This is a genomic window from Novosphingobium album (ex Liu et al. 2023) (assembly GCF_029076845.1).
In the GTDB taxonomy this organism is placed as follows: Bacteria; Pseudomonadota; Alphaproteobacteria; order Sphingomonadales; family Sphingomonadaceae; genus Novosphingobium.
On the sequence record NZ_JARESE010000028.1, the window covers coordinates 67,726 to 86,245 of the forward strand.

The following is an 18,520-nucleotide window of genomic DNA, read 5'->3' on the forward strand; positions in this document are numbered from 1 at the left end:
CGCCGGCTCGCGCTCACTCGGCCGCTTCCGCGACCGATCCCTCGCCATAGCGCGGCATCGATTCGATCTGCGGCACATCCTCGATCTCGCGCTTGCCGATCTCGATATGCTTGTCACGCAGGCGCCGGCCGGACGACAGCACATTGCGTTCGAAGCTGCCGACGAACTTGTTGTAATTGTTCACCGCGGTCTCAAGCCCCGCACCCACGCGCTTCATATGCTCGGCGGCGGTGGCGAGCCGATCGTAGAGTTCGCCGCCCATCCGCCCGATCTCGCGCGCTTCCTTGGCGAGCCCGTCCTGTCGCCAGACTTGCGCGACGGTGCGGGCGATGGCGACAAGGTTGGTCGGGCTCGCCAACAGCACGCGGCGCTCGAACGCGAAGTTCCACAGGCCCGGATCGTGTTCGAGCGCGGCCGCGATGAAATGCTCGCCCGGCACGAACATCAGCACATAGTCGGGCGCTTCCTCGAACTGGCTCTGATAGCTCTTGGCGCCCAGCGTCTGGATATGATTGCGCATCGATGCGGCGTGCTGATCGAGAAACGCCTCGCGCGCGGCATCGCCATCGGCGTGGAAGGCGTCCTGATAGGCATTGAGCGAAACCTTGGCGTCAATCACCAGCAGCTTGTTTCCGGGAATCCGCACGATCGCATCGGGCCGCAGGCGCCCTTCGTCCGTATCGATCGAATGCTCGGTGACGAAATCGGTATGCTCGGCCAGGCCGCACTGTTCGAGCACGTTCTTCAACTGCTGCTCGCCCCAGCGGCCGCGCGCCTTGGGCGCGTTGCGCAGCGAATTGCCGAGCCGCTGCGCTTCCTCGCGCACTTTTTCCTGCCCTTCGCGCATCGACTGGATCAGCCCGGTAAGCTGGCCGAACGAATCGACGCGCTTGGCCTCCAGCGCCGAAACCTGTTCCTCATAGCTCTTGAGCCGCGCGCCGACCGGCTCAAGCAGAGTGCGAATGCGCTCGGCATTGGCCTTCTCGCTCTCTTCGAAGCGCGCGCCGGCGCGGCGCAGGAACGCCTCCTGCGCGCCTTCGAGCACTTTGGCGCCGGCATTCTCGAACGTCTTCTTCAGCTCTTCCTGTGCTTGCAGCAGCAGGCGCTTCTGCTCATCGAAATTCGCCGTCTTTTCGCGCAAGGTGGCCAGCTCGGACGCGAGTTCGCGCTGTTCGGCGCGCAGGGCATCGAGCGTGGCGGCATGATCGGCGCGGGCCCGCTCCAGCACCTGGGCATGTTCGCTCCGCGTCCGGTCAAGCGCCGTGGCGAGATCGTCGGCGCGGCTGGCCCGCTCGCTCGCCCCGGCCAGATCGCGGATCGCGGCGCGGAACTTCTCGTCAAGCTCGCGCGCCTCACGGTCACGCGCCTCGAATCGTTCCCGCCATTCGGCAACGGGCCGCGACGCGAACAACCAGCCGGCGAAAAGGCCACCGGCGAGTCCGGCGACGAGCAGAACGATGGCGAGAACAACAGGATCCATCACCACAGTCTATACGGAACATTCAGGGAACGCCAGCCCCGCCGGCGGATTTTCCACCGACGGTGGTGAAATCACGCGGCCTTGCGCAGCTTTTCCAGCTTTTTCAGCGCCATCTGCCGCTTGAGCCGCGAGAGATGATCGATGAACAGGATGCCTTCAAGGTGGTCGATCTCATGCTGCAGGCAGGTTGCCAGCAGGCCGTCCATCGCTTCCTCGTGCACCGTGCCGTCCAGATCCTGCCAGCGGGCGCGGATCGCGGCGGGGCGTTCCACCTCGGCGTAGATCTCCGGGACCGACAGACAGCCTTCGGAATAGACCGAATAGTCCTCGGAAGGATCGAGGATTTCCGGGTTGATGAAGACCCTCGGCTCCCGCCTGGTCGGCTGGTGGGTGTGGTGATGATCGCCATGCGCGGTGCACACTTCGGGCTCCGCATCCGGGTCTTCGGGTTGCAGGTCGATCACCAGCACGCGCAGCGGCACGCCCACCTGGATGGCGGCAAGGCCGATGCCGGGCGCTTCGTACATCGTCTCGAACATGTCGGCGACGAGCGTTTTCAACTCCTCGTCAAAGGTTTCGACGGGGGCGGAGACCTGCTTCAGGCGCGGGTCGGGAACTTCGAGGATTTCGCGGATGGCCATGGTGCCCAGATAATCGCGCCGCCGCATTTTCGCAATAATGCGCGCGCGGGCGAATTCGCGATCGGCAAAACCCTCACCCCACCGGCCGCCGCGCCCGGATCGCCTGGGCTAGCGTGCCTTCGTCAAGGTAGTCCAGTTCCCCGCCCACCGGCAGCCCGTGGGCGAGCTGGGTGACGCGCACCGGCCAGGCTTCCAGCCGTTCGGCGATGTAATGCGCGGTGGTCTGGCCTTCGAGCGTGGCGTTCATCGCCAGCACCACTTCGTCGATCCCACCGGCCGCGACACGGGCGAGCAGGCGGTCGATCGCCAGATCTTCCGGCCGCACGCCGTCCAGCGCCGAAAGCCGGCCGCCCAGCACATGATAGCGCCCGGTGAACAGCCGCGCCCGATCCAGCGCCCAGAGATCGGCGACATCCTCCACCACGCAGAGCGAGCGCGCGTCGCGGCGCGGATCGGCGCAGATGGCGCAAGGGTTGGTGGTGTCGATATTGCCGCAAGTGCCGCATTCGACGAGCCTGTCGCGCACCGCGCCCAGCGCTTCGAGCAATTGCACCAGCGATGTCTCGCGCCGCTTGATCAGCCACAGCACGGCGCGCCGGGCCGAGCGCGGCCCCAGCCCCGGGAGCCGCGACAGGGCGGACGTCAGCGCCTCGATCTCTTGCGATGCCATGCCCTGGCAGATAGGGCTTGCGGCCCGCCAGAGGAAGCCCGAACCACATGCGCATCATCTTCATGGGAACGCCCGAATTCGCCGTGCCGGCGCTGATCGCGCTGGTCGAGGCGGGGCACGAGGTCGTCGCGGCCTATACGCAGCCGCCGCGCCCCGGCGGCCGGCGCGGGCGCGAGCTAACGCCCTCGCCCGTGCAGCGCGAGGCCGAGGCGCGCGGGATCGCGGTGCGCCATCCGGTCTCGCTCAAGAGCGCCGACGAGCAGGCCGCCTTCGCCGCGCTGGCGGCGGATATCGCGGTGGTCGCCGCTTATGGCCTGATCCTGCCGCAAGCGATCCTGGACGGCACGCGGCTGGGCTGCCTCAACATCCATGCCTCGATCCTGCCGCGCTGGCGCGGCGCGGCGCCGATCCAGCGCGCGATCCTGGCCGGCGATCCGACCACCGGCGTCACCATCATGCGCATGGAGGCCGGGCTCGATACCGGGCCGATGCTGGCGACGCTGCGCACGCCGATCGCGCGCAAGACCGCCGGCGAGCTGACCGGGGAACTGGCGACGCGCGGCGCCGTGCTGCTGATCGACACGCTGCGCCATCTGGCGCTGCACCGCCCGATCGCGCAGCCCGAGGAAGGCGTGACTTACGCCAGGAAGATCGACAAGGCCGAGGCGCGGCTCGATTTCTCGGGCGAGGCCGCGCAGGCCGAGCGGCAGGTACGCGCTTTCGCCCCTGCCCCCGGCGCGTTCTTCGCGTTCGAGGGGGAGCGCTACAAGGTGCTCGCCGCCGAGGTGGTCGAGGCTTCGGGCGAGCCCGGCACGGTGATCGACGATCGCCTGACGATCGCGTGCGGCAGCCGCGCGCTGCGCCCCACGCTGGTGCAGCGCGCCGGCCGGCCGGCAATGGCGAGCGAGGCCATGCTGCGCGGCAAGCCGATCCCGGCGGGCACCCGGCTGGACGCCGGACCGGCGTGACTCGCTTCGCCCTCACGCTCGAATTCGATGGCGGCCCGTTCATGGGCCTGCAGCGGCAGCCGCATGGCCCATCGGTGCAGCAAGCGGTGGAGGATGCCGCCTTCGCGATCACGGGCGCGCGCGCGATCATGCACGCGGCCGGGCGCACCGACGCGGGCGTGCACGCGCTGGCGATGCGCGCGCATCTGGACATCGCCAAGCCGCTGACCGCGTTCCGCCTGATGGAAGCGCTCAACGCGCGGCTGCGGCCCGCGCCGGTCGCGGTGATCGCGTGCGAGGCGGTGGCGGACGACTGGCACGCGCGCTTTTCCTGCACGGGGCGCGCCTATCTCTATCGCATCGCCAATCGCCGCGCGCCGCTGGCGCTGGAGCGCGGGCGCGCCTGGCATGTGCCGCAGCCGCTCGATGCCCAGGCCATGCATCGCGCCGCGCGGGCACTGGTCGGCCGGCACGATTTCACCACTTTCCGCTCGGCCCATTGCCAGGCGCAAAGCCCGCTCAAGACGCTCGACCGGCTGGACGTGAGCCGCGCGGGCGAGAGCGTGCGGATCGAGGCCGAGGCGCGCAGCTTCCTGCATCATCAGGTGCGTTCGATGGTGGGCTGCCTCGTGCTGGTCGGGCTTGGCCGCTGGGATGAGCACCGCGTCGCGCAGGCGCTGGAGGCGCGCGACCGGCAGGCGCTGGGGCTCAATGCCCCGCCCGAAGGGCTCTACTTCGTGAGCGCGACGTATCCCTCCGATGCCTGAGATTCGCGCATACGGCCGCGGCTTGCCTTCGCAACGCTTAATGCATACTCTGACGTGTCGTTCATAGATCGCTGGCGCGACGGCTGGTGGGGGAACGGATTGAGGACGCTGGTTCAGCAACGATGGTTGCACCGGCTGGGCCAATGGCCCGGTTTCCGGCTTGACCTCGTCCGGCATGACGTGCCCGAGCGGGATCGGCAGTGGTACGCGCGATGCCGGCTCCAGCAGTTCGAGCTGTTTCCCTGGATCAGCGCCGACATCGTCCGTGCGCTCATCGCGATCTGGTGCATTCGCGACACGCCGGCGCATCTGTGGGCCATCGCGGTCGCCGCGCTGATCGTGATCTCCACGGGCGAGGCGATCATCGGCCATCGCTTCCGCACGGTCGAGAAGGATGCGCTGCGGCGGCTCGATACAGTGCGTGTCTTCCTGTTCGTGCGTGCACTGGTCTGGGCTTACGTGATCTGGGTCGCGGTGCGCCATGCAGACGCGGCCAGCATCGGCCCGATCATGTTCTTCGCCACGATCGCGGTCCTGTTCGACGTTCTCAGCACGATCTCGCTGCCGCTGGTCGGCCTTGCGGCGAATATGATCGTCGTGCTCGGCATGGCGATCGGGCTGATGGCCCTGCCGGGGATCGATCGCGGCCAGATCGCCTTCATGACCGTGCTGTTCCTGCTGGGCATCCATTACGCGCTGTTCAATCTCCACTATCTTTTCGCCACTCGCCGGCTGCGCACGCGCAACCTGAAAGTGGCCAACGAGACCATCCAGCTCCTGCTCAACCAGTATGACGAGCATGGCAGCGACTGGCTGGTGGAACTCGATACCGAAGGCCGGCTACTGCGTCCCTCGCAGCGGCTATGCGAAGTGCTGGGCATCGCGGCGGAACAGCTTGAAGGCGTCCACGCCGCCGACTTGTTCGAGCATGGCCCGGAACTGGCCAACATGCTGGCGGTGGCGCGCAGCCTCAGCCGGTTCCGCGACCATACCGTGCCGATCAGGATCGACGGCGAACGGCGCTGGTGGTCGATTTCGGGTTGCGCGACGTTCGGCCCGGATGGCGAGCATACCGGCTACCGCGGCTTCGTGCAGGACATCACCGAGCGCCGCGCCGCCGAGCAGCGCGTGCGCACGATGGCCACGCGGGACAACCTGACCGGCCTGGTCAATCGCGGCGTCTTCACCACCCGGCTCGACGCGCTGTTCGCCGGCGGGAGCGAGCCACCGCGCTGCGCGATCCTCTACATAGACCTCGACGGGTTCAAGCTGGTCAACGACAGCCTCGGCCACGGCATGGGCGACATGGTGCTGATCGAGGCGGCGCAGCGCATCGCCGCGCTGACGATGCCGGGCGACACCGTCGCGCGGATCGGCGGCGACGAATTCGCCGTGCTGGTCGAATCCCCGGACTGCGTGGCCAGAGTGATGGATTTCGCGCGCAGGCTCGTCACCGCGCTGGCGACGCCGGCGCGGATCGACGGGCGGTCGATACCCGTGGGCGCCAGCATCGGCGTGGCCGTGGCGCCCGATCACGGCGCGATCGGCGACGCGCTGCTGCGCGCGGCCGACCTTGCGCTGTATGAAGCGAAGCTCACCGGGCGCGGCCGCTGCATCGAATACCATCCCGAACTGCTGGCCGAGCGGCAGGACCGCCGCAACCTGGAGATGGACTTGCGCCACGCGATCGAGCGCGACGAATTCCACCTCGAATACCAGCCGCTGTATCATATCGAATCGCGCCGGATCACCGGATACGAAGCGCTGCTGCGCTGGCAGCACCCGACGCGCGGGCTGGTGCCGCCGGAAATCTTCATTCCGCTGGCCGAAAAGAGCGAGCTTATCATCCATATCGGCGACTGGGTGCTGCGCGAGGCGTTGGCGCAGGCCGCGACGTGGAACGAGAACCTGACCATCGCGGTCAACGTCTCGCCCGCGCAGATGCGCGGCGAAATGCTGCTGGGCCAGATCATCGGCGCGCTGGCGACCAGCGGTGTCTCGCCCGGGCGGCTGGAGATCGAGATCACCGAGACGCTGCTGATGCACGAATGCGACATGCACTTGCGCACGCTCCACCGCCTGCGCGCGCATGGCGTGCGCATCGCGCTGGATGATTTCGGCACCGGCTATTCCTCGCTGAACTACTTGCGCCGCTTCCCGTTCGACAAGCTCAAAATCGATCAGTCCTTCGTGCAGGACTTGCCGGTAAACGCGGAAAGCCGCGCGATCGTCGACATCGTGCTCACGCTGGCGCGCCGGTTCAGGATGGAGACCATCGCCGAGGGCGTGGAGGAAGAGGCGCAACTGACAACGCTGGCCGAAATGGGCTGCCAGCAGGTTCAGGGCTATCTCATCGCGCGGCCAATGCCCGCGCACAAGATCCCCGCGGAACACCGACGCTCCCGCGCGACGGCAGGCCGGCGGCTGGCCGGCGACGGCACGGTGCCGCCGGGCAAGGATGGCCCCTCCCGCATTCGATCACGCAAGTAAGCGGGGTGGGGAGCGGGCCGGCGCCGCCACGAAATGCGCCCTTCCGCGCATTTCGCAACCGACTCTCAGGCCTTGGCGACGACGCTTTCGGGCAGTTCGGTGCCGAACACGCGCTGGTAGTATTCGGCCACCAGCATCCGCTCGGTCTCGTCGCACTTGTTGAGGAACGAGAGGCGGAAGGCGAAGCCGGGATCCTTGAAGATGCCGGTGTTCTGCGCCCAAGTGATCACCGTGCGCGGGCTCATCACCGTGGAGATATCGCCATTGATGAAGCCCTGCCGGGTGAGATCGGCGACCTTGACCATGTCGGCGATCATCTTGGGATCGATCCCCGGCACTTTGGCACCGACGATCTGGTTCTCGACATCGGCGGGCAGGTAATTGAGCCCGACGACGATGTTCCAGCGGTCCATCTGCCCCTGGTTGATCGCCTGCGTGCCGTGATAGAGCCCCGAGGTATCGCCGAGCCCCACGGTGTTGGCCGTGGCGAACAGGCGGAAGAAGGGGTTGGGGCGGATCACCCGGTTCTGGTCGAGCAGCGTCAGCTTGCCTTCGGTTTCCAGCACGCGCTGGATCACGAACATCACGTCCGGCCGGCCCGCGTCGTATTCGTCGAACACCAGCGCGACCGGGTGCTGCAGCGCCCAGGGCAGCAGCCCCTCGCGGAATTCGGTGACTTGCAGGCCATCGCGCAGCACGATCGCGTCACGCCCGATCAGGTCGATACGGCTGATATGCGCGTCCAGGTTGATGCGGATGCACGGCCACTTCAGCCGCGCGGCCACCTGTTCGATATGCGTGGACTTGCCGGTGCCGTGATAGCCCTGCACCATGACGCGGCGATTGAAGGCGAAGCCCGCCAGGATGGCCAGCGTCGTATCCGGGTCGAACACATAGGTCGTGTCCAGATCGGGCACGCGTTCGTCCGCCTCGCTGAAGGCGGGCACCTTCATGTCGATATCGATGCCGAACGTCTCGCGAACGTCGAGTTCGATGTCGGGAGCGGCAAGGACAGTGGCGTCGCGGTTCTGCGTCTGAAGGTTCGGAGTGTCGTTCATGGCCTGCACCGCCTACAGGCGGGCGCGTTGCGCTGCAATAAGCTTTGCGGATCGGATCAAGCGACGATGCAGCCGTGCGAATGCTTGGGCGGCAGCCGGAAAAGATCGAGGAACCGGCCGGCCAGCGCGCGATCGCCCGTGATCTCCAGCCGCAGGCCCGGCGTTTCGGGGGGCTGCTTGCCATAGAACACCGGCAGGAAATCGCCCGCCGCCGGCGCGCGGAAACCCACGTCGGCGGCCACCGCTTCGGGCCCGATCCGCTCGATCGCCAGTTCCCCATCGCCCAGCCGGCCCAGGAAGCGCGTCTCGCCCACCTCGAACAGCACGGTCATCGCCAGGCCCCCGGCGGCATCGCTATCGAACATCGTGCGCATCGACAGCATCAGCGAGACCGGCGTGAGCGGCAGGCGCGGGTTGTGCATCGGCGATTGCACCGCCCAGCGGCCCAGTTCCTGCAGCACCGGCTCCATCGCCCGGCCCCAGTCGGTCAGCGCATAGATCTGGACCGAAGCCGGCGGCCCGGACCGGGCGCGCATCACGATCCCCGCGCTTTCCAGCGTCGCCAGCCGCTCGGCCAGCACTTTGGCGCTGATACCGGGCAGGCTGGCCCGAATGTCACTGAAACGCCTTCCCCCCAGCATTAGCTCGCGCACGACGAGGATCGACCAGCGCTCGCCCACCAGTTCCATCGCGAAAGCCGCGCCGCAGGCGTCGTCATACCATTTACCGTGCGTTCGACTTTCCTCAGTTTCATTTCGTAACTTCATGGTTGCTTTTTGTAACTCACGTTGCCAGCCTTGTTCAAGACGATTCGCCCCCAGCCGTGAACCGGGCGGACAGGATAGAGGAGAAGCGGAAATGAATCGGATGATCTTCGTCAACCTGCCGGTCGTGGATCTGGGCAAGTCGATGCGCTTCTACGAAGCGCTCGGCTTCGTGAACGAGCCGAAATTCAGCGACGAAACCGCCGCCTGCATGGTCTGGTCGGAAAACATCTTCGTGATGATCCTGACCCATCCCAAATGGGCCACCTTCACCGACCGGCCGATCCCCGACACCGGATCGAGCGAAGTCGCGCTTTGCCTGAGCTGCGAGAGCCGCGACGAAGTCAACGCCATGGCCGAAGCGGCGGGCAAGGCCGGCGGCATCATCGACGTCAACCCGGTACAGGAGCACGGCTTCATGATGAGCCGCAGCTTCGCCGACCCGGACGGCCACGTCTGGGAACCGATGTGGATGGACCCCGCCGCCGCCGAAAGCGGACCGCCGGCCGAAGCCGCGGCATAATCGGGGAGAGGCCGATATGCCGATCGATCCCGACGCGACAATCGAGATCACCGCGTTCGACTGGGTTCCACCCTTCGCGCAAGGGTTCGTGCGGGACCTGAGGCCGCGCTGGGCCTGCGAGGAACTGGGCCTGGCCTATCGCGAACGCCTGATCAGCGCAGTGCAGCGCCCCGAATGGTACTTCGGCGATCAGCCCTGGGGCCAGGTGCCGCACTTGCGCGACGGCGATATCGCCATCTTCGAAAGCGGCGCCACGCTGATCCATCTGGGCGAAAAGGGCGCGCGCCTGCTCCCGTCGAGCGGCCAGGGCCGCGCTTCGGTGCTGAGCTGGCTGCTGGCGGCGCTGAACAGCATCGAGCCTTCGGTGTTCGAGCTGAGCAATGTCGATATCTTCTCCCGCAAGGAGGAATGGGCCGCGCTGCGCCGCCCCTCGCTGATCGCGATGCTGGGCCAGCGGCTCGATCGGCTCGCCGCCGCGCTGGGCCAGGGCGACTGGCTGGCGGGCTCCTTCTCGATCGCGGATATCGCCATGGCCACGGTGCTGCGCGAGGCGGCCAAGGGCGGCTTGCTGGATGAGCGCCCGACGCTTGCCGCCTACCTCGAACGCTGCACCGCCCGCCCCGCCTTCCAGACCGCGCTCGCGGCGCAGCTTGCGCCTTTCGCCACCCATGCGCCGCCGGCGCCCGCAGGAGTATGATGCCATGAGCTATATCGAAGGCTTCGTGATCGCCGTGCCGACCGCGAACAAGGATGCGTTCATCGAGCACGCGCGGATGATCGACGCCATCTTCATGGAGCATGGCGCCACCCGCATCCTGGAATGCTGGGCCGAGGACGTGCCGCACGGCCAGCAGACCGATTTCTACCGCGCGGTCCAGGCCACCGATAGCGAAAGCGTGGTGTTCAGCTGGATCGAATGGCCCGACAAGGCCACGCGCGAAAGCGGATCGGCCGCCGTGATGGCCGCGATGGAAACCGATCCGCGGATGGACCCCGCGGCCAACCCGATGCCGTTCGATGGCAAGCGCATGATCTATGGCGGCTTCGAGCCGATCGTGGAGGAAGGCCCGCGATCGGCGGCGCCCTATGTCCAGGGCTTCATCGTGCCGGTGCCTCACGCTAGGCGCGAGGATTACCGCAAGATGGCCCAGGACGCCTGGCCGATGTTCGAAGGCTATGGCGCGATCCGCGTGATCGAGGCCTGGGGCGATGATGTGCCCGCCGGAAAGATCACCGATTTCGCCCGCTCGGTCGAAGCCGGCGAGGAGGAGAACGTCGTGTTCTCCTACATCGAATGGCCCTCGCGCGAAGTATGTGACGCGGCCGCCGAAAAGATGCAATCCGATGAGAGCATGATGCCGCCCGAGGGCTTCGTGATGCCGTTCGACGGCAAGCGCATGGTCTATGGCGGCTTCACGCCCATCGTCACTCTGGGAGAATGAACATGGCCAATCCCGTGGGCGCCTTCATCTGGTATGAACTGATGACGCCCGATCCCGATGCGGCGGCGCGATTCTACGGCGCCGTCGTCGGCTGGACGATCGCGGCCGAGCCCGATCCCGGCGCGGGCGGCATGGATTACCGCATGATCACGCGCAGCGATGGCGGCCATGCCGGCGGCGTGCTGGGGTTGACCGAGGCGATGACCAGCGGCGGCGCCCGGCCGTGCTGGATGCCCTATCTCCATGTCTCCGATGTCGATGCAGCGATCGCCGCGATCGAGGCCGAAGGCGGCAAGGTGCAGATGCCGGCGATGGACCTGCCGGTCGGCCGCATCGCCATGCTGACCGATCCGCAAGGCGTGCCGATCTACATCATGGACCCGACCCCGCCGCCAGGCCAGGGGGACATGGCCAGCGACGTCTTTTCCGAGGACGAGCCCCAGCGCGTGCGCTGGAACGAGTTGGCCAGCCCCGACCAGGCCGGCTCCATGGCCTTCTATGCCCGCCATTTCGACTTCGCGTTCAACGACAAGATGCCGATGGGCGCGATGGGCGACTATTGCTTCATCGACCATCACGGCGTCCGGTTCGGCGCGATCATGCCGCGCCAGAACGAGGAGCAGCCGGCGGTCTGGCTGTTCTATTTCGGCGTCCCCTCGATCGCCGAGGCGCAGCGCGCGGTCGAGGCCAACGGCGGCAAGGTGCTGATGGGCCCGATGGAAGTGCCCACGGGCGACTGGATCATCGTCTGCCTCGATCCGCAAGGCGCGGGCTTTGGCCTGGTCGGCGCGAAAGGCGATTGACGCGGGACATTTGTTCCTTAAATGTTCCGGCTATCGCGCATTTCGGGGGAGAGTGATTCATGGCCGACTACACCTTCTACACCAATCCCATGTCACGCGGGCAGATCGCGCGCTGGGCACTGCATGAGGCCGGCGCGGGTTATGAGCAGGTGCTGGTCGACCTGAAGGCCAAACCGGCCGCGTTCCTCACGGTCAATCCCATGGGCAAGGTGCCGACCATCGTGCACCATGCCGATGGCGGCGATCGGATCGTGACCGAGGCGGCGGCGATCTGCCTCTATCTGGCCGAGATGCATCCCGAGGCCGGCCTGCTGCCGAACGACGCCGAAACCGCCGACTACTTCCGCTGGACCCTGTTCGCCGCCGGCCCGATCGAACAGGCGATCACATCGCGCGCGCTGCATTTCGAGCCCGCGCCCGATCAGGAGGCGATGGCCGGCTGGGGCAGCTTCGAACGCGCGATCGCAACGCTCGACGGCTTCCTCAAAGGTCGCACCTGGGTCTGCGGCGAACGCTTCACCATGGCGGACGTCTATGTCGGCAGCACGGTGGATTGGGGGCTGACGTTCGGCATCATTCCGCCGCTCGAGGCCTTCGTCGCCTATGCCGAGCGATTGCAGGCCCGCGCCGCCTACAAGGCGGCCAAGGCGGTGGACAACGCCTTGATCGAGGAAATGCGCAAATGACCCTCCCCAAAAACCGCATCTGCCTGTGGTATGAAGGCACTGCCGAGGAAGCCGCGCTTTTCTACGCCTCGGTCTTTCCCGATACCGCAGTCACCGCCGTGCAGCGCTCCCCGTCGGACTATCCCGACGGCAAGGAAGGGGACGTGCTCGTCGTCGAGTTCACCGTCATGGGCATTGCCTGCATCGGCCTCAACGGCGGTCCGACGTTTCCGCAAAGCGAGGCCTTCTCATTCCAGATCGCGACCGAGGACCAGGCGGAAACCGACCGCTACTGGGATGCGATCGTCGGCAATGGCGGGCAGGAAAGCCAGTGCGGCTGGTGCAAGGACAAGTGGGGCCTGTCCTGGCAGATCACCCCCCGCGCGCTCAGCGAGGCGATGTCCGACCCCGATCGCGATGCCGCGCGGCGCGCGATGGAAGCGATGATGACAATGCGCAAGATCGACATCGCCACGATCGAAGCGGCGCGCAAGGGCGTGGCCGGGTGAGCGTCACGCTGAACCACATGATCATCCGGTGCGGCAGTCGCGGCGTCCATTTCGAAGACCGCGATGGCCATTTTCCCGAAGCATTGACCGTGCCCGATGGAGGCCAAACTTGAACGACACATCGCCCCTGCAACTCTATGGCCATCCCTTCTCGTCCTATACCTGGAAAGCGCTGATCGCGCTTTACGCGGCCGAAGTGCCGTTCACGTTCCAGATCGTCGACCCGGACCACCCGGAGAATATCTCGGTCGTCCAGTCGGCCGGGCCGCTCGGCAAGTTCCCGGTGCTCGCCGACGGAGAGAACCTGCTGTTCGAAGCGACGACGATCATCGAATATCTCGCCAGCCATCAGGCGGCCAGGCAGATGCTCATTCCCGGCGATCCCGACGCGGCGACGGGAATGCGGATGCTGGACCGGGTGTTCGACAATTACGTCATGAACGCCATGCAGGACATCGTCGGGGCCTATCTGCGCGACCGGGAGAACCCGGACATGGCCCTCGTTACCGAGGCGCGCGAACGGCTGGAACGCAGCTATGCCTGGCTCGAAGGCTGGTTGCGGTTCTATCCGCCAAGCGACCACGTCACGCTGATCGAATGCGCCGCCGCGCCCGCGCTGTTCTATGCCGATTGGGTGCACCCGATCGCGGACCAGTTCCCGCGCCTGCGCCAGTGGCGCGCCCATCTGCTGAGCCTGCCGCCGGTCGCGCGCTGTGTCGAGGATGCGCGCCCCTATCGCGCCGGCTTCCCGCTCGGCGCGCCCGATCGCGATTGAGGGAGAGCAACGATGTCTGATGAAACGCCCAACCAACTTTCGGTCACGCGCTATATCGCCGCCCCGCCCGCCAAGGTGTGGGACGTCATGGCCCATCGGCAGGAGGAATGGTGGTGCCCGGTGCCCTGGCGCGTCGAGATCGACGAACAGGATCGCCGGCCGGGCGGCGCCTGCCGCATGACGATGTACGGCCCCAACGGCGAAGTCGCGCCGCAGGACGGCATTTTCCTGGCCTATGACGAAGGCCGCCGCTTCGTCACCACCGATGCCATTGTCGGCGATTTCCAGCCCGCCGGCCCTTTCATGATCGGCATCTGGGAAATCGCGCCCGAAGGCGAAGGCACGCGCTACACCGCCTCGGCCCGCCACTGGCGCGAGGAAAACCGCAAGACCCACGAGCAGATGGGCTTCGTCGATGGCTGGGCGGCCTGCGCCGCGCAGCTCGCGGCTATCTGCGAGAATGAACGCGCCTGAGCCTCAGGCGAAAGCGCGGGCCTTGCGCAGCAGCTGATAGGCTTCCACCACGCGGCGCAGGCGGTCTTCAAGGCTGCGGTCGCCGCCATTGTGATCGGGATGATATTGCCGCACCAGCCGGGTGTAGCACATGCGCAGCGCCCGCCGGTCGGTATCGCCATCCAGCCCCAGCGTTTCGAGCGCGCGGCGTTCGGCCGGGGTGAAGCGGGCGACGCCCGCGTGCAGATCGGCGCGCTTGCGGTTCACATGCGCCCGTGCCCGCGCGGAAATCGCTTCGAGCGGATCGGAGAAGTCAGCCCAGCGCGGCATCCGGTCGACCGCCGCGTCGGCCCGGAAGGCCCGGCTCTGGCTGTCCCAGCCATGCAGCGGCGATTGCGCGTCGAGGATTTCCTCCGCGCTCATCCCGTCGAAATAGTCGTAGCCCGAATTGAACTGCCGCACATGATCCAGGCAGAACCAGCGATAGTCGCCCGGCCCGTCGAAGCCCGATGGCCGCACGCCAGGCGCGCGGAATTCCCCGGCCGCATCGCAGCCGGGCCATCCGCACATCCTTCCGTCCGATTCGTGCCGCCCGTGAAATCTATTATTGCTCACCGGCTTCAAGATGGCGCGCGCATGGCGTAAATGGAAGGTATGAACGGACCAATAGCTCAGGAAATGCGGCGGCTGCTGACCGACGCCCTTGCCCCCACCCGCCTCGAGATCATCAATGACAGCGCGCGCCACCATGGCCACGCCGGGCATGACGGCAGCGGCGAATCGCATTTCACGATCGAGATCGAAAGCGCTGCGTTCGCCGGAATCTCGCGCCTCCAGCGCCAGCGCCTGGTCAATGCCTCGCTGGGCGACATTCCCGGCCAGCGCGTGCACGCCCTGGCGATCAAGGCCCGCGCGCCCGGCGAATAGGGGATTCGTCTGGAAATGCGCGGAAGAGCGCATTTCGCTGCGGCACCGGCCCGCTCCAAAACACGCATTTCACGACGCCTCTCAGCCGCGCCAGTCGATCCACGCGCCGTGGGCATGGGCGGCCGCGATCAGCCGCGGCTCCTCGCCGCCCGGCCAGTAGCGCACGGTCAGCCCGTGATGGAGCAGCTCGCGATTCGCCTCCAGCGCGATCCACGCCAGCGCCCGATCGCCGGTCGCGCTTCGGCCCGCCGCTTCCATCGCCTCGGTAATCCGCCGTTTCTCGTCCTCGGGCAGATATTGCCAGACGATCGAGTGCATCAGCACCCGCGTCGTCCCCGCCGCTTGCGGCCGGGCAAGCTGCTTCTCGACGAAATCCGCCGCGCGCATCGCCACCAGATCGGGCGGGCGCCGCCGCGCCGCGGCGATCGCCGCTTCCAGCCGGGCAAAACGCACCGCGTGCTCGGGCCAGATATAGGCGCGCAAGCGCAGGGCCTGCTCCGGGTCGGCCAGATCGACTGGCGCGACGTCACAGCCTTTCAGCGAGGCGATCGCGATCGGCCCTGGCGGGGGCGGAGGCCCGCGCCATTCCGGCGCGAAGGCGATCACCGGCTGCTCCGGCCCCACGATAATTCCGCCCAGATCATAGCGATAGCGATCAATCATCAGATTGATCCCCGCGCTCGATCCGATTTCGAAACATTCGAAGCGCGCGGGCAGCCCTTGCGCCGCCAGCCACAACATGCCGGCGATGAAGTTGGACGAGCGCCCGGCCTCGTTGGTCTGGGGCGGACCGTCAAGCCAGGGCAGCAATGCCGCGCCTTGCCGACGCACCGCATCGCGCACGATCCGCACATCGTCCGCCAGCTCGCCCGCATAGATCGCCGCCAATGCCGGTTCGCGGCCGGTCAGATGCAGCGAATGGAGCGCGCCGGCCGTACGCAACGGCAGCCCGTCCGCCAGCGGCGCGCCCGGCCAGTCGCGGATGCGGGCCAGCAGCGGCCCGGCATCGGCATCGTCAAGCAGCGCGCCCAGCGCCGCGACGATGCGCGCGGTCACGTTCGCGCCATTGCTTTGGCAGTAAGCGACCTGATTGGCGAAGGCCAGCGCCACCGCCTGTGCCCCCGTGCTTGCCACATCGTCCATCCGCGCCGCCCTTTCGTCGTTGCCCTTTGGCCTTTGGCTGCCTAAATGCGCGCTCCATGCCCAATCCGCTGACCTTCGCCGTGCCCAAGGGGCGCATTCTCGACGAGGCGCTGCCGCTGATGGCACGCGCCGGGGTCGTGCCCGAAGCGGAGTTCCACGACAAGAAATCCCGCGCGCTGTCGTTTGCCTGCGAGGATTCGGACATGCGCCTGATCCGCGTGCGCGCGTTCGACGTGGCCACGTTCGTGGCGCACGGCGCCGCGCAAGTCGGCATCGTCGGGTCCGACGTGGTCGAGGAATTCGCCTATCCCGATCTCTACGCGCCCGTGGATCTCGCCATCGGCCATTGCCGGCTCTCGGTCGCCGGGCCGGCCGGCGCCGATGGCGGAGCGATGCCCAGCCACTTGCGCATCGCCAGCAAGTACCCCAACCTCACGCGCCGCCACTTCGAAAGCCTGGGCATCCAGGCCGAGGTGGTGAAGCTCAACGGCGCGATGGAACTGGCGCCGAGCCTTGGCCTGTCGAGCCGGATCGTCGATCTGGTCTCGACCGGGCGCACGCTCAAGGAGAACGGGCTGGTGGAAACGAGCACGATCCTTGAAATCTCTGCGCGCCTCATCGTCAACCGCGCCGCGCTCAAGACCGACGAGCGGGTCGGCGAACTGGTCGAACGGTTCCGCGCGCTGGTCAGCGAAGCGCGAGTGGCGGCCTGATGCTGCGGCTCTCCACCAAAGATTCCGGCTTCGCGCAAGCCTTCCGCCGCCTGGTGCGCGACCGGCGCGAAAGCGACGAGGATGTCGCGCGCGACGTCGCGCTGATCCTGGCCGACGTGCGCAATCGCGGCGACGAAGCGGTGGCCGAGCTGACCCGCCGGTTCGATGGGCACTCGCTGTCCGACGATGCCGCCTGGCGGATCGAGCGGGCCGAATGCCGCGAGGCGTTCGAAGCGCTCAAGCCCGATCTGCGCGCCGCGCTGGAACTCGCCGCGCAGCGCATCCGCGCCTTCCACGAAGCGCAAAAGCCGGAAAACCGCGACTATGTCGACGACGCCGGCATCCGCCTGGGCGCGGTGTGGCGGCCGGTCGATGCGGCCGGGCTCTATGTGCCAGGCGGCCGGGCGGCTTATCCCTCCTCGCTGCTGATGAACGCGATTCCCGCCAAGGTCGCCGGGGTCGAGCGGCTGGTGGTGACGACGCCCACGCCCAGGGGCGAGACCAATCCGCTGGTCATGGCCGCCGCCTATCTGGCCGGCGTGGACGAGCTGTGGCGCGTGGGCGGCGCCCAGGCGGTGGCCGCGCTCGCCTATGGCACGCAGCGTATCCGTGCGGTCGATGTCGTCACCGGGCCGGGCAATGCCTGGGTGGCGGAGGCCAAGCGCCAGCTTTACGGCGTCGTCGGCATCGACATGGTCGCCGGGCCCAGCGAGATCCTGGTCATCGCCGATGCCAACAACGATCCCGAATGGATCGCCACCGACCTGCTCAGCCAGGCCGAGCACGATCCGGCCGCGCAATCCATCCTGATCACCGACGATGCGCTGTTCGCCGATACGGTGGCCGATCGGGTGGGCGTGGAAATCGCCATGCTCGAAACCGCGCGGGTCGCCGATCAGAGCTGGAACCGACACGGCGTGATCATCGAGGTGGAAAGCCTCGACGAAGCCCCCGCGCTCGCCAATGCGCTGGCCGCCGAGCACGTCGAGATCGCCACCGACGACCCCGAGGCGCTGTTCGCGCGGATACGCCACGCCGGCAGCGTGTTCCTGGGCCGCCACACCCCCGAAGCGGTGGGCGATTATATCGCCGGCCCCAACCACGTTCTTCCCACCGGCCGCCGCGCGCGCTTCGCCTCGGGCCTTTCGGTGCTCGATTTCATGAAGCGCACCAGCTTCATCCAGCTGGACCAGGCGGCGCTTGCCGCGATCGGTCCGGCGGCGATCGCGCTGGCCGATGCCGAAGGGCTTCCCGCGCACGCGCGCTCGATCGAAGTGAGACTCGGCCTGTGAAAGCCCGTTCCAAGGCCCGCGCCGCCGCGCGCCTCGCCGCCGTCCAGGCGCTCTACCAGCACGATATGGAGGCGACGCCGCAACCCCAGTTGCTTGACGAATTCCACCGCCACCGCCTGGGCGCCGAGATCGACGACGACCAGTACGCCGATGCCGAGGTCGCCTTCTTCGACGATGTGGTGAAAGGCACGCTGGCCCGGCGTGACGAGATCGACGCGCTGATCGCCGGCAAGCTGGCCGAGGGCTGGTCGCTGCAACGGCTCGACAAGACCATGCTGCAGATCCTGCGCGCGGGCACATATGAACTGCTCGCCCGGCCGGACATCACCACCGGCACCGCGATCAGCGAATACCTCGACGTCGCGCACGCCTTCTTCGACGCGCGCGAGGCGAAATTCGTCAACGGCGTGCTCGATGCCGTGGCCAAGGCGGTTCGCTGACCAGCGAGCATGCCTTCA

At 67.2% G+C, this 18,520-nt stretch carries 22 protein-coding genes and 1 pseudogene; 16 read left to right on the forward strand and 7 right to left on the reverse strand.

The features are described from left to right. Positions 1-13: 13 nt before the first annotated feature. The 3 genes from rmuC to recR all read right to left on the reverse strand — a co-directional run bounded on the left by rmuC (position 14) and on the right by recR (position 2,791). Positions 14-1,480 carry a DNA recombination protein RmuC gene (gene rmuC, locus PYV00_RS09535; RefSeq protein ID WP_275228033.1) on the reverse strand — a complete coding sequence of 489 codons (1,467 nt, stop codon included), beginning with the start codon at positions 1,478-1,480 and terminating at the stop codon, positions 14-16. A 71-nt stretch (positions 1,481-1,551) separates the two neighbouring features. Continuing rightward, entirely contained in the window at positions 1,552-2,121 is a 570-nt protein-coding gene (gene def / locus PYV00_RS09540; RefSeq protein WP_275228034.1) for a peptide deformylase, read from the reverse strand. Between the two features lie 73 nt (positions 2,122-2,194). Beyond that, complete coding sequence (gene recR, locus PYV00_RS09545; RefSeq protein ID WP_275228036.1) at positions 2,195-2,791, reverse strand: recombination mediator RecR; 597 nt, start codon at positions 2,789-2,791, stop codon at positions 2,195-2,197. Between the two features lie 47 nt (positions 2,792-2,838). On the opposite strand from recR, the gene fmt reads away from it, so the two are divergent. Genes fmt through PYV00_RS09560 form a run of 3 tightly spaced genes read left to right on the forward strand, consistent with a single transcriptional unit; the run spans position 2,839 to position 6,995 of the window. Further along, a complete protein-coding gene (fmt, locus tag PYV00_RS09550) occupies positions 2,839-3,759 on the forward strand; it encodes a methionyl-tRNA formyltransferase (protein ID WP_275228037.1) in 921 nt (306 codons plus the stop codon). Continuing rightward, entirely contained in the window at positions 3,756-4,505 is a 750-nt protein-coding gene (truA, locus tag PYV00_RS09555) for a tRNA pseudouridine(38-40) synthase TruA (RefSeq protein WP_275228038.1), read from the forward strand. The genes fmt and truA overlap by 4 nt, the downstream gene beginning before the upstream one ends. Before the next feature lie 54 nt (positions 4,506-4,559). After that, positions 4,560-6,995 (forward strand): putative bifunctional diguanylate cyclase/phosphodiesterase, encoded by a 2,436-nt coding sequence (locus tag PYV00_RS09560; protein WP_275228039.1) that lies wholly within the window; start codon positions 4,560-4,562, stop codon positions 6,993-6,995. 65 nt (positions 6,996-7,060) lie between these two features. Here the strand turns inward: PYV00_RS09560 and cobS are convergent, their stop codons facing one another. Together cobS and PYV00_RS09570 are read right to left on the reverse strand one after the other, a co-directional pair. Beyond that, the gene (gene cobS / locus PYV00_RS09565) at positions 7,061-8,053 is read right to left on the reverse strand and encodes a cobaltochelatase subunit CobS (protein WP_275228040.1); all 993 of its coding nucleotides are present in this window, start codon (positions 8,051-8,053) and stop codon (positions 7,061-7,063) included. Between the two features lie 56 nt (positions 8,054-8,109). After that, the gene (locus PYV00_RS09570; RefSeq protein WP_275228041.1) at positions 8,110-8,820 is read right to left on the reverse strand and encodes a winged helix-turn-helix transcriptional regulator; all 711 of its coding nucleotides are present in this window, start codon (positions 8,818-8,820) and stop codon (positions 8,110-8,112) included. 91 nt (positions 8,821-8,911) lie between these two features. Between PYV00_RS09570 and PYV00_RS09575 the strand changes: the two genes are divergently transcribed. The 9 genes and pseudogenes from PYV00_RS09575 to PYV00_RS09615 all read left to right on the forward strand — a co-directional run bounded on the left by PYV00_RS09575 (position 8,912) and on the right by PYV00_RS09615 (position 14,008). After that, positions 8,912-9,340: a VOC family protein gene (locus PYV00_RS09575; protein ID WP_275228042.1), complete on the forward strand. Its 429-nt coding sequence runs from the start codon at positions 8,912-8,914 to the stop codon at positions 9,338-9,340. Positions 9,341-9,356: 16 nt separating this feature from the next. Continuing rightward, entirely contained in the window at positions 9,357-10,037 is a 681-nt protein-coding gene (locus PYV00_RS09580) for a glutathione S-transferase family protein (RefSeq protein WP_275228043.1), read from the forward strand. 4 nt (positions 10,038-10,041) lie between these two features. Next, positions 10,042-10,407 (forward strand): annotated as a pseudogene (locus tag PYV00_RS09585) (DUF1428 domain-containing protein); the annotation flags it as partial. Next, positions 10,396-10,782, forward strand: a complete 387-nt coding sequence (locus tag PYV00_RS09590; protein WP_275228244.1) for a DUF1428 domain-containing protein — start codon at positions 10,396-10,398, stop codon at positions 10,780-10,782. The pseudogene PYV00_RS09585 and the gene PYV00_RS09590, both read left to right, overlap by 12 nt. A 2-nt stretch (positions 10,783-10,784) precedes the next feature. After that, positions 10,785-11,585: a VOC family protein gene (locus PYV00_RS09595; RefSeq protein ID WP_275228044.1), complete on the forward strand. Its 801-nt coding sequence runs from the start codon at positions 10,785-10,787 to the stop codon at positions 11,583-11,585. Between the two features lie 59 nt (positions 11,586-11,644). After that, the gene (locus PYV00_RS09600) at positions 11,645-12,271 is read left to right on the forward strand and encodes a glutathione S-transferase family protein (protein ID WP_275228045.1); all 627 of its coding nucleotides are present in this window, start codon (positions 11,645-11,647) and stop codon (positions 12,269-12,271) included. Beyond that, the gene (locus PYV00_RS09605) at positions 12,268-12,759 is read left to right on the forward strand and encodes a VOC family protein (RefSeq protein ID WP_275228046.1); all 492 of its coding nucleotides are present in this window, start codon (positions 12,268-12,270) and stop codon (positions 12,757-12,759) included. The genes PYV00_RS09600 and PYV00_RS09605 overlap by 4 nt, the downstream gene beginning before the upstream one ends. Before the next feature lie 109 nt (positions 12,760-12,868). Further along, positions 12,869-13,534 (forward strand): glutathione S-transferase family protein, encoded by a 666-nt coding sequence (locus PYV00_RS09610; RefSeq protein WP_275228047.1) that lies wholly within the window; start codon positions 12,869-12,871, stop codon positions 13,532-13,534. Between the two features lie 12 nt (positions 13,535-13,546). After that, complete coding sequence (locus PYV00_RS09615) at positions 13,547-14,008, forward strand: SRPBCC domain-containing protein (protein ID WP_275228048.1); 462 nt, start codon at positions 13,547-13,549, stop codon at positions 14,006-14,008. Between the two features lie 3 nt (positions 14,009-14,011). Here PYV00_RS09615 and PYV00_RS09620 read toward each other — a convergent pair whose 3' ends face one another. Then, on the reverse strand, positions 14,012-14,602 hold the full coding sequence (locus tag PYV00_RS09620) for a J domain-containing protein (protein ID WP_275228049.1): 591 nt from the start codon (positions 14,600-14,602) through the stop codon (positions 14,012-14,014). Positions 14,603-14,641: 39 nt separating this feature from the next. Between PYV00_RS09620 and PYV00_RS09625 the strand changes: the two genes are divergently transcribed. Beyond that, positions 14,642-14,914, forward strand: coding sequence for a BolA family protein (locus PYV00_RS09625; RefSeq protein WP_275228245.1), 273 nt, complete (start codon positions 14,642-14,644; stop codon positions 14,912-14,914). An 81-nt stretch (positions 14,915-14,995) separates the two neighbouring features. On the opposite strand, the gene PYV00_RS09630 is transcribed toward PYV00_RS09625, so the two are convergent. Further along, a complete protein-coding gene (locus PYV00_RS09630; protein ID WP_275228050.1) occupies positions 14,996-16,057 on the reverse strand; it encodes a DUF2332 domain-containing protein in 1,062 nt (353 codons plus the stop codon). A 56-nt stretch (positions 16,058-16,113) separates the two neighbouring features. Here PYV00_RS09630 and hisG point away from each other — a divergent pair, with 56 nt between their 5' ends. The 3 genes from hisG to nusB are packed head-to-tail and all read left to right on the forward strand — an operon-like array spanning position 16,114 to position 18,502. Continuing rightward, positions 16,114-16,770 carry an ATP phosphoribosyltransferase gene (gene hisG / locus PYV00_RS09635; RefSeq protein ID WP_275228051.1) on the forward strand — a complete coding sequence of 219 codons (657 nt, stop codon included), beginning with the start codon at positions 16,114-16,116 and terminating at the stop codon, positions 16,768-16,770. Beyond that, positions 16,770-18,062, forward strand: coding sequence for a histidinol dehydrogenase (hisD, locus tag PYV00_RS09640; protein WP_275228052.1), 1,293 nt, complete (start codon positions 16,770-16,772; stop codon positions 18,060-18,062). Before hisG ends, hisD begins: the two co-directional genes overlap by 1 nt. After that, positions 18,059-18,502 carry a transcription antitermination factor NusB gene (nusB, locus tag PYV00_RS09645; protein ID WP_275228053.1) on the forward strand — a complete coding sequence of 148 codons (444 nt, stop codon included), beginning with the start codon at positions 18,059-18,061 and terminating at the stop codon, positions 18,500-18,502. Before hisD ends, nusB begins: the two co-directional genes overlap by 4 nt. The last annotated feature ends 18 nt before the right edge of the window (positions 18,503-18,520 follow it).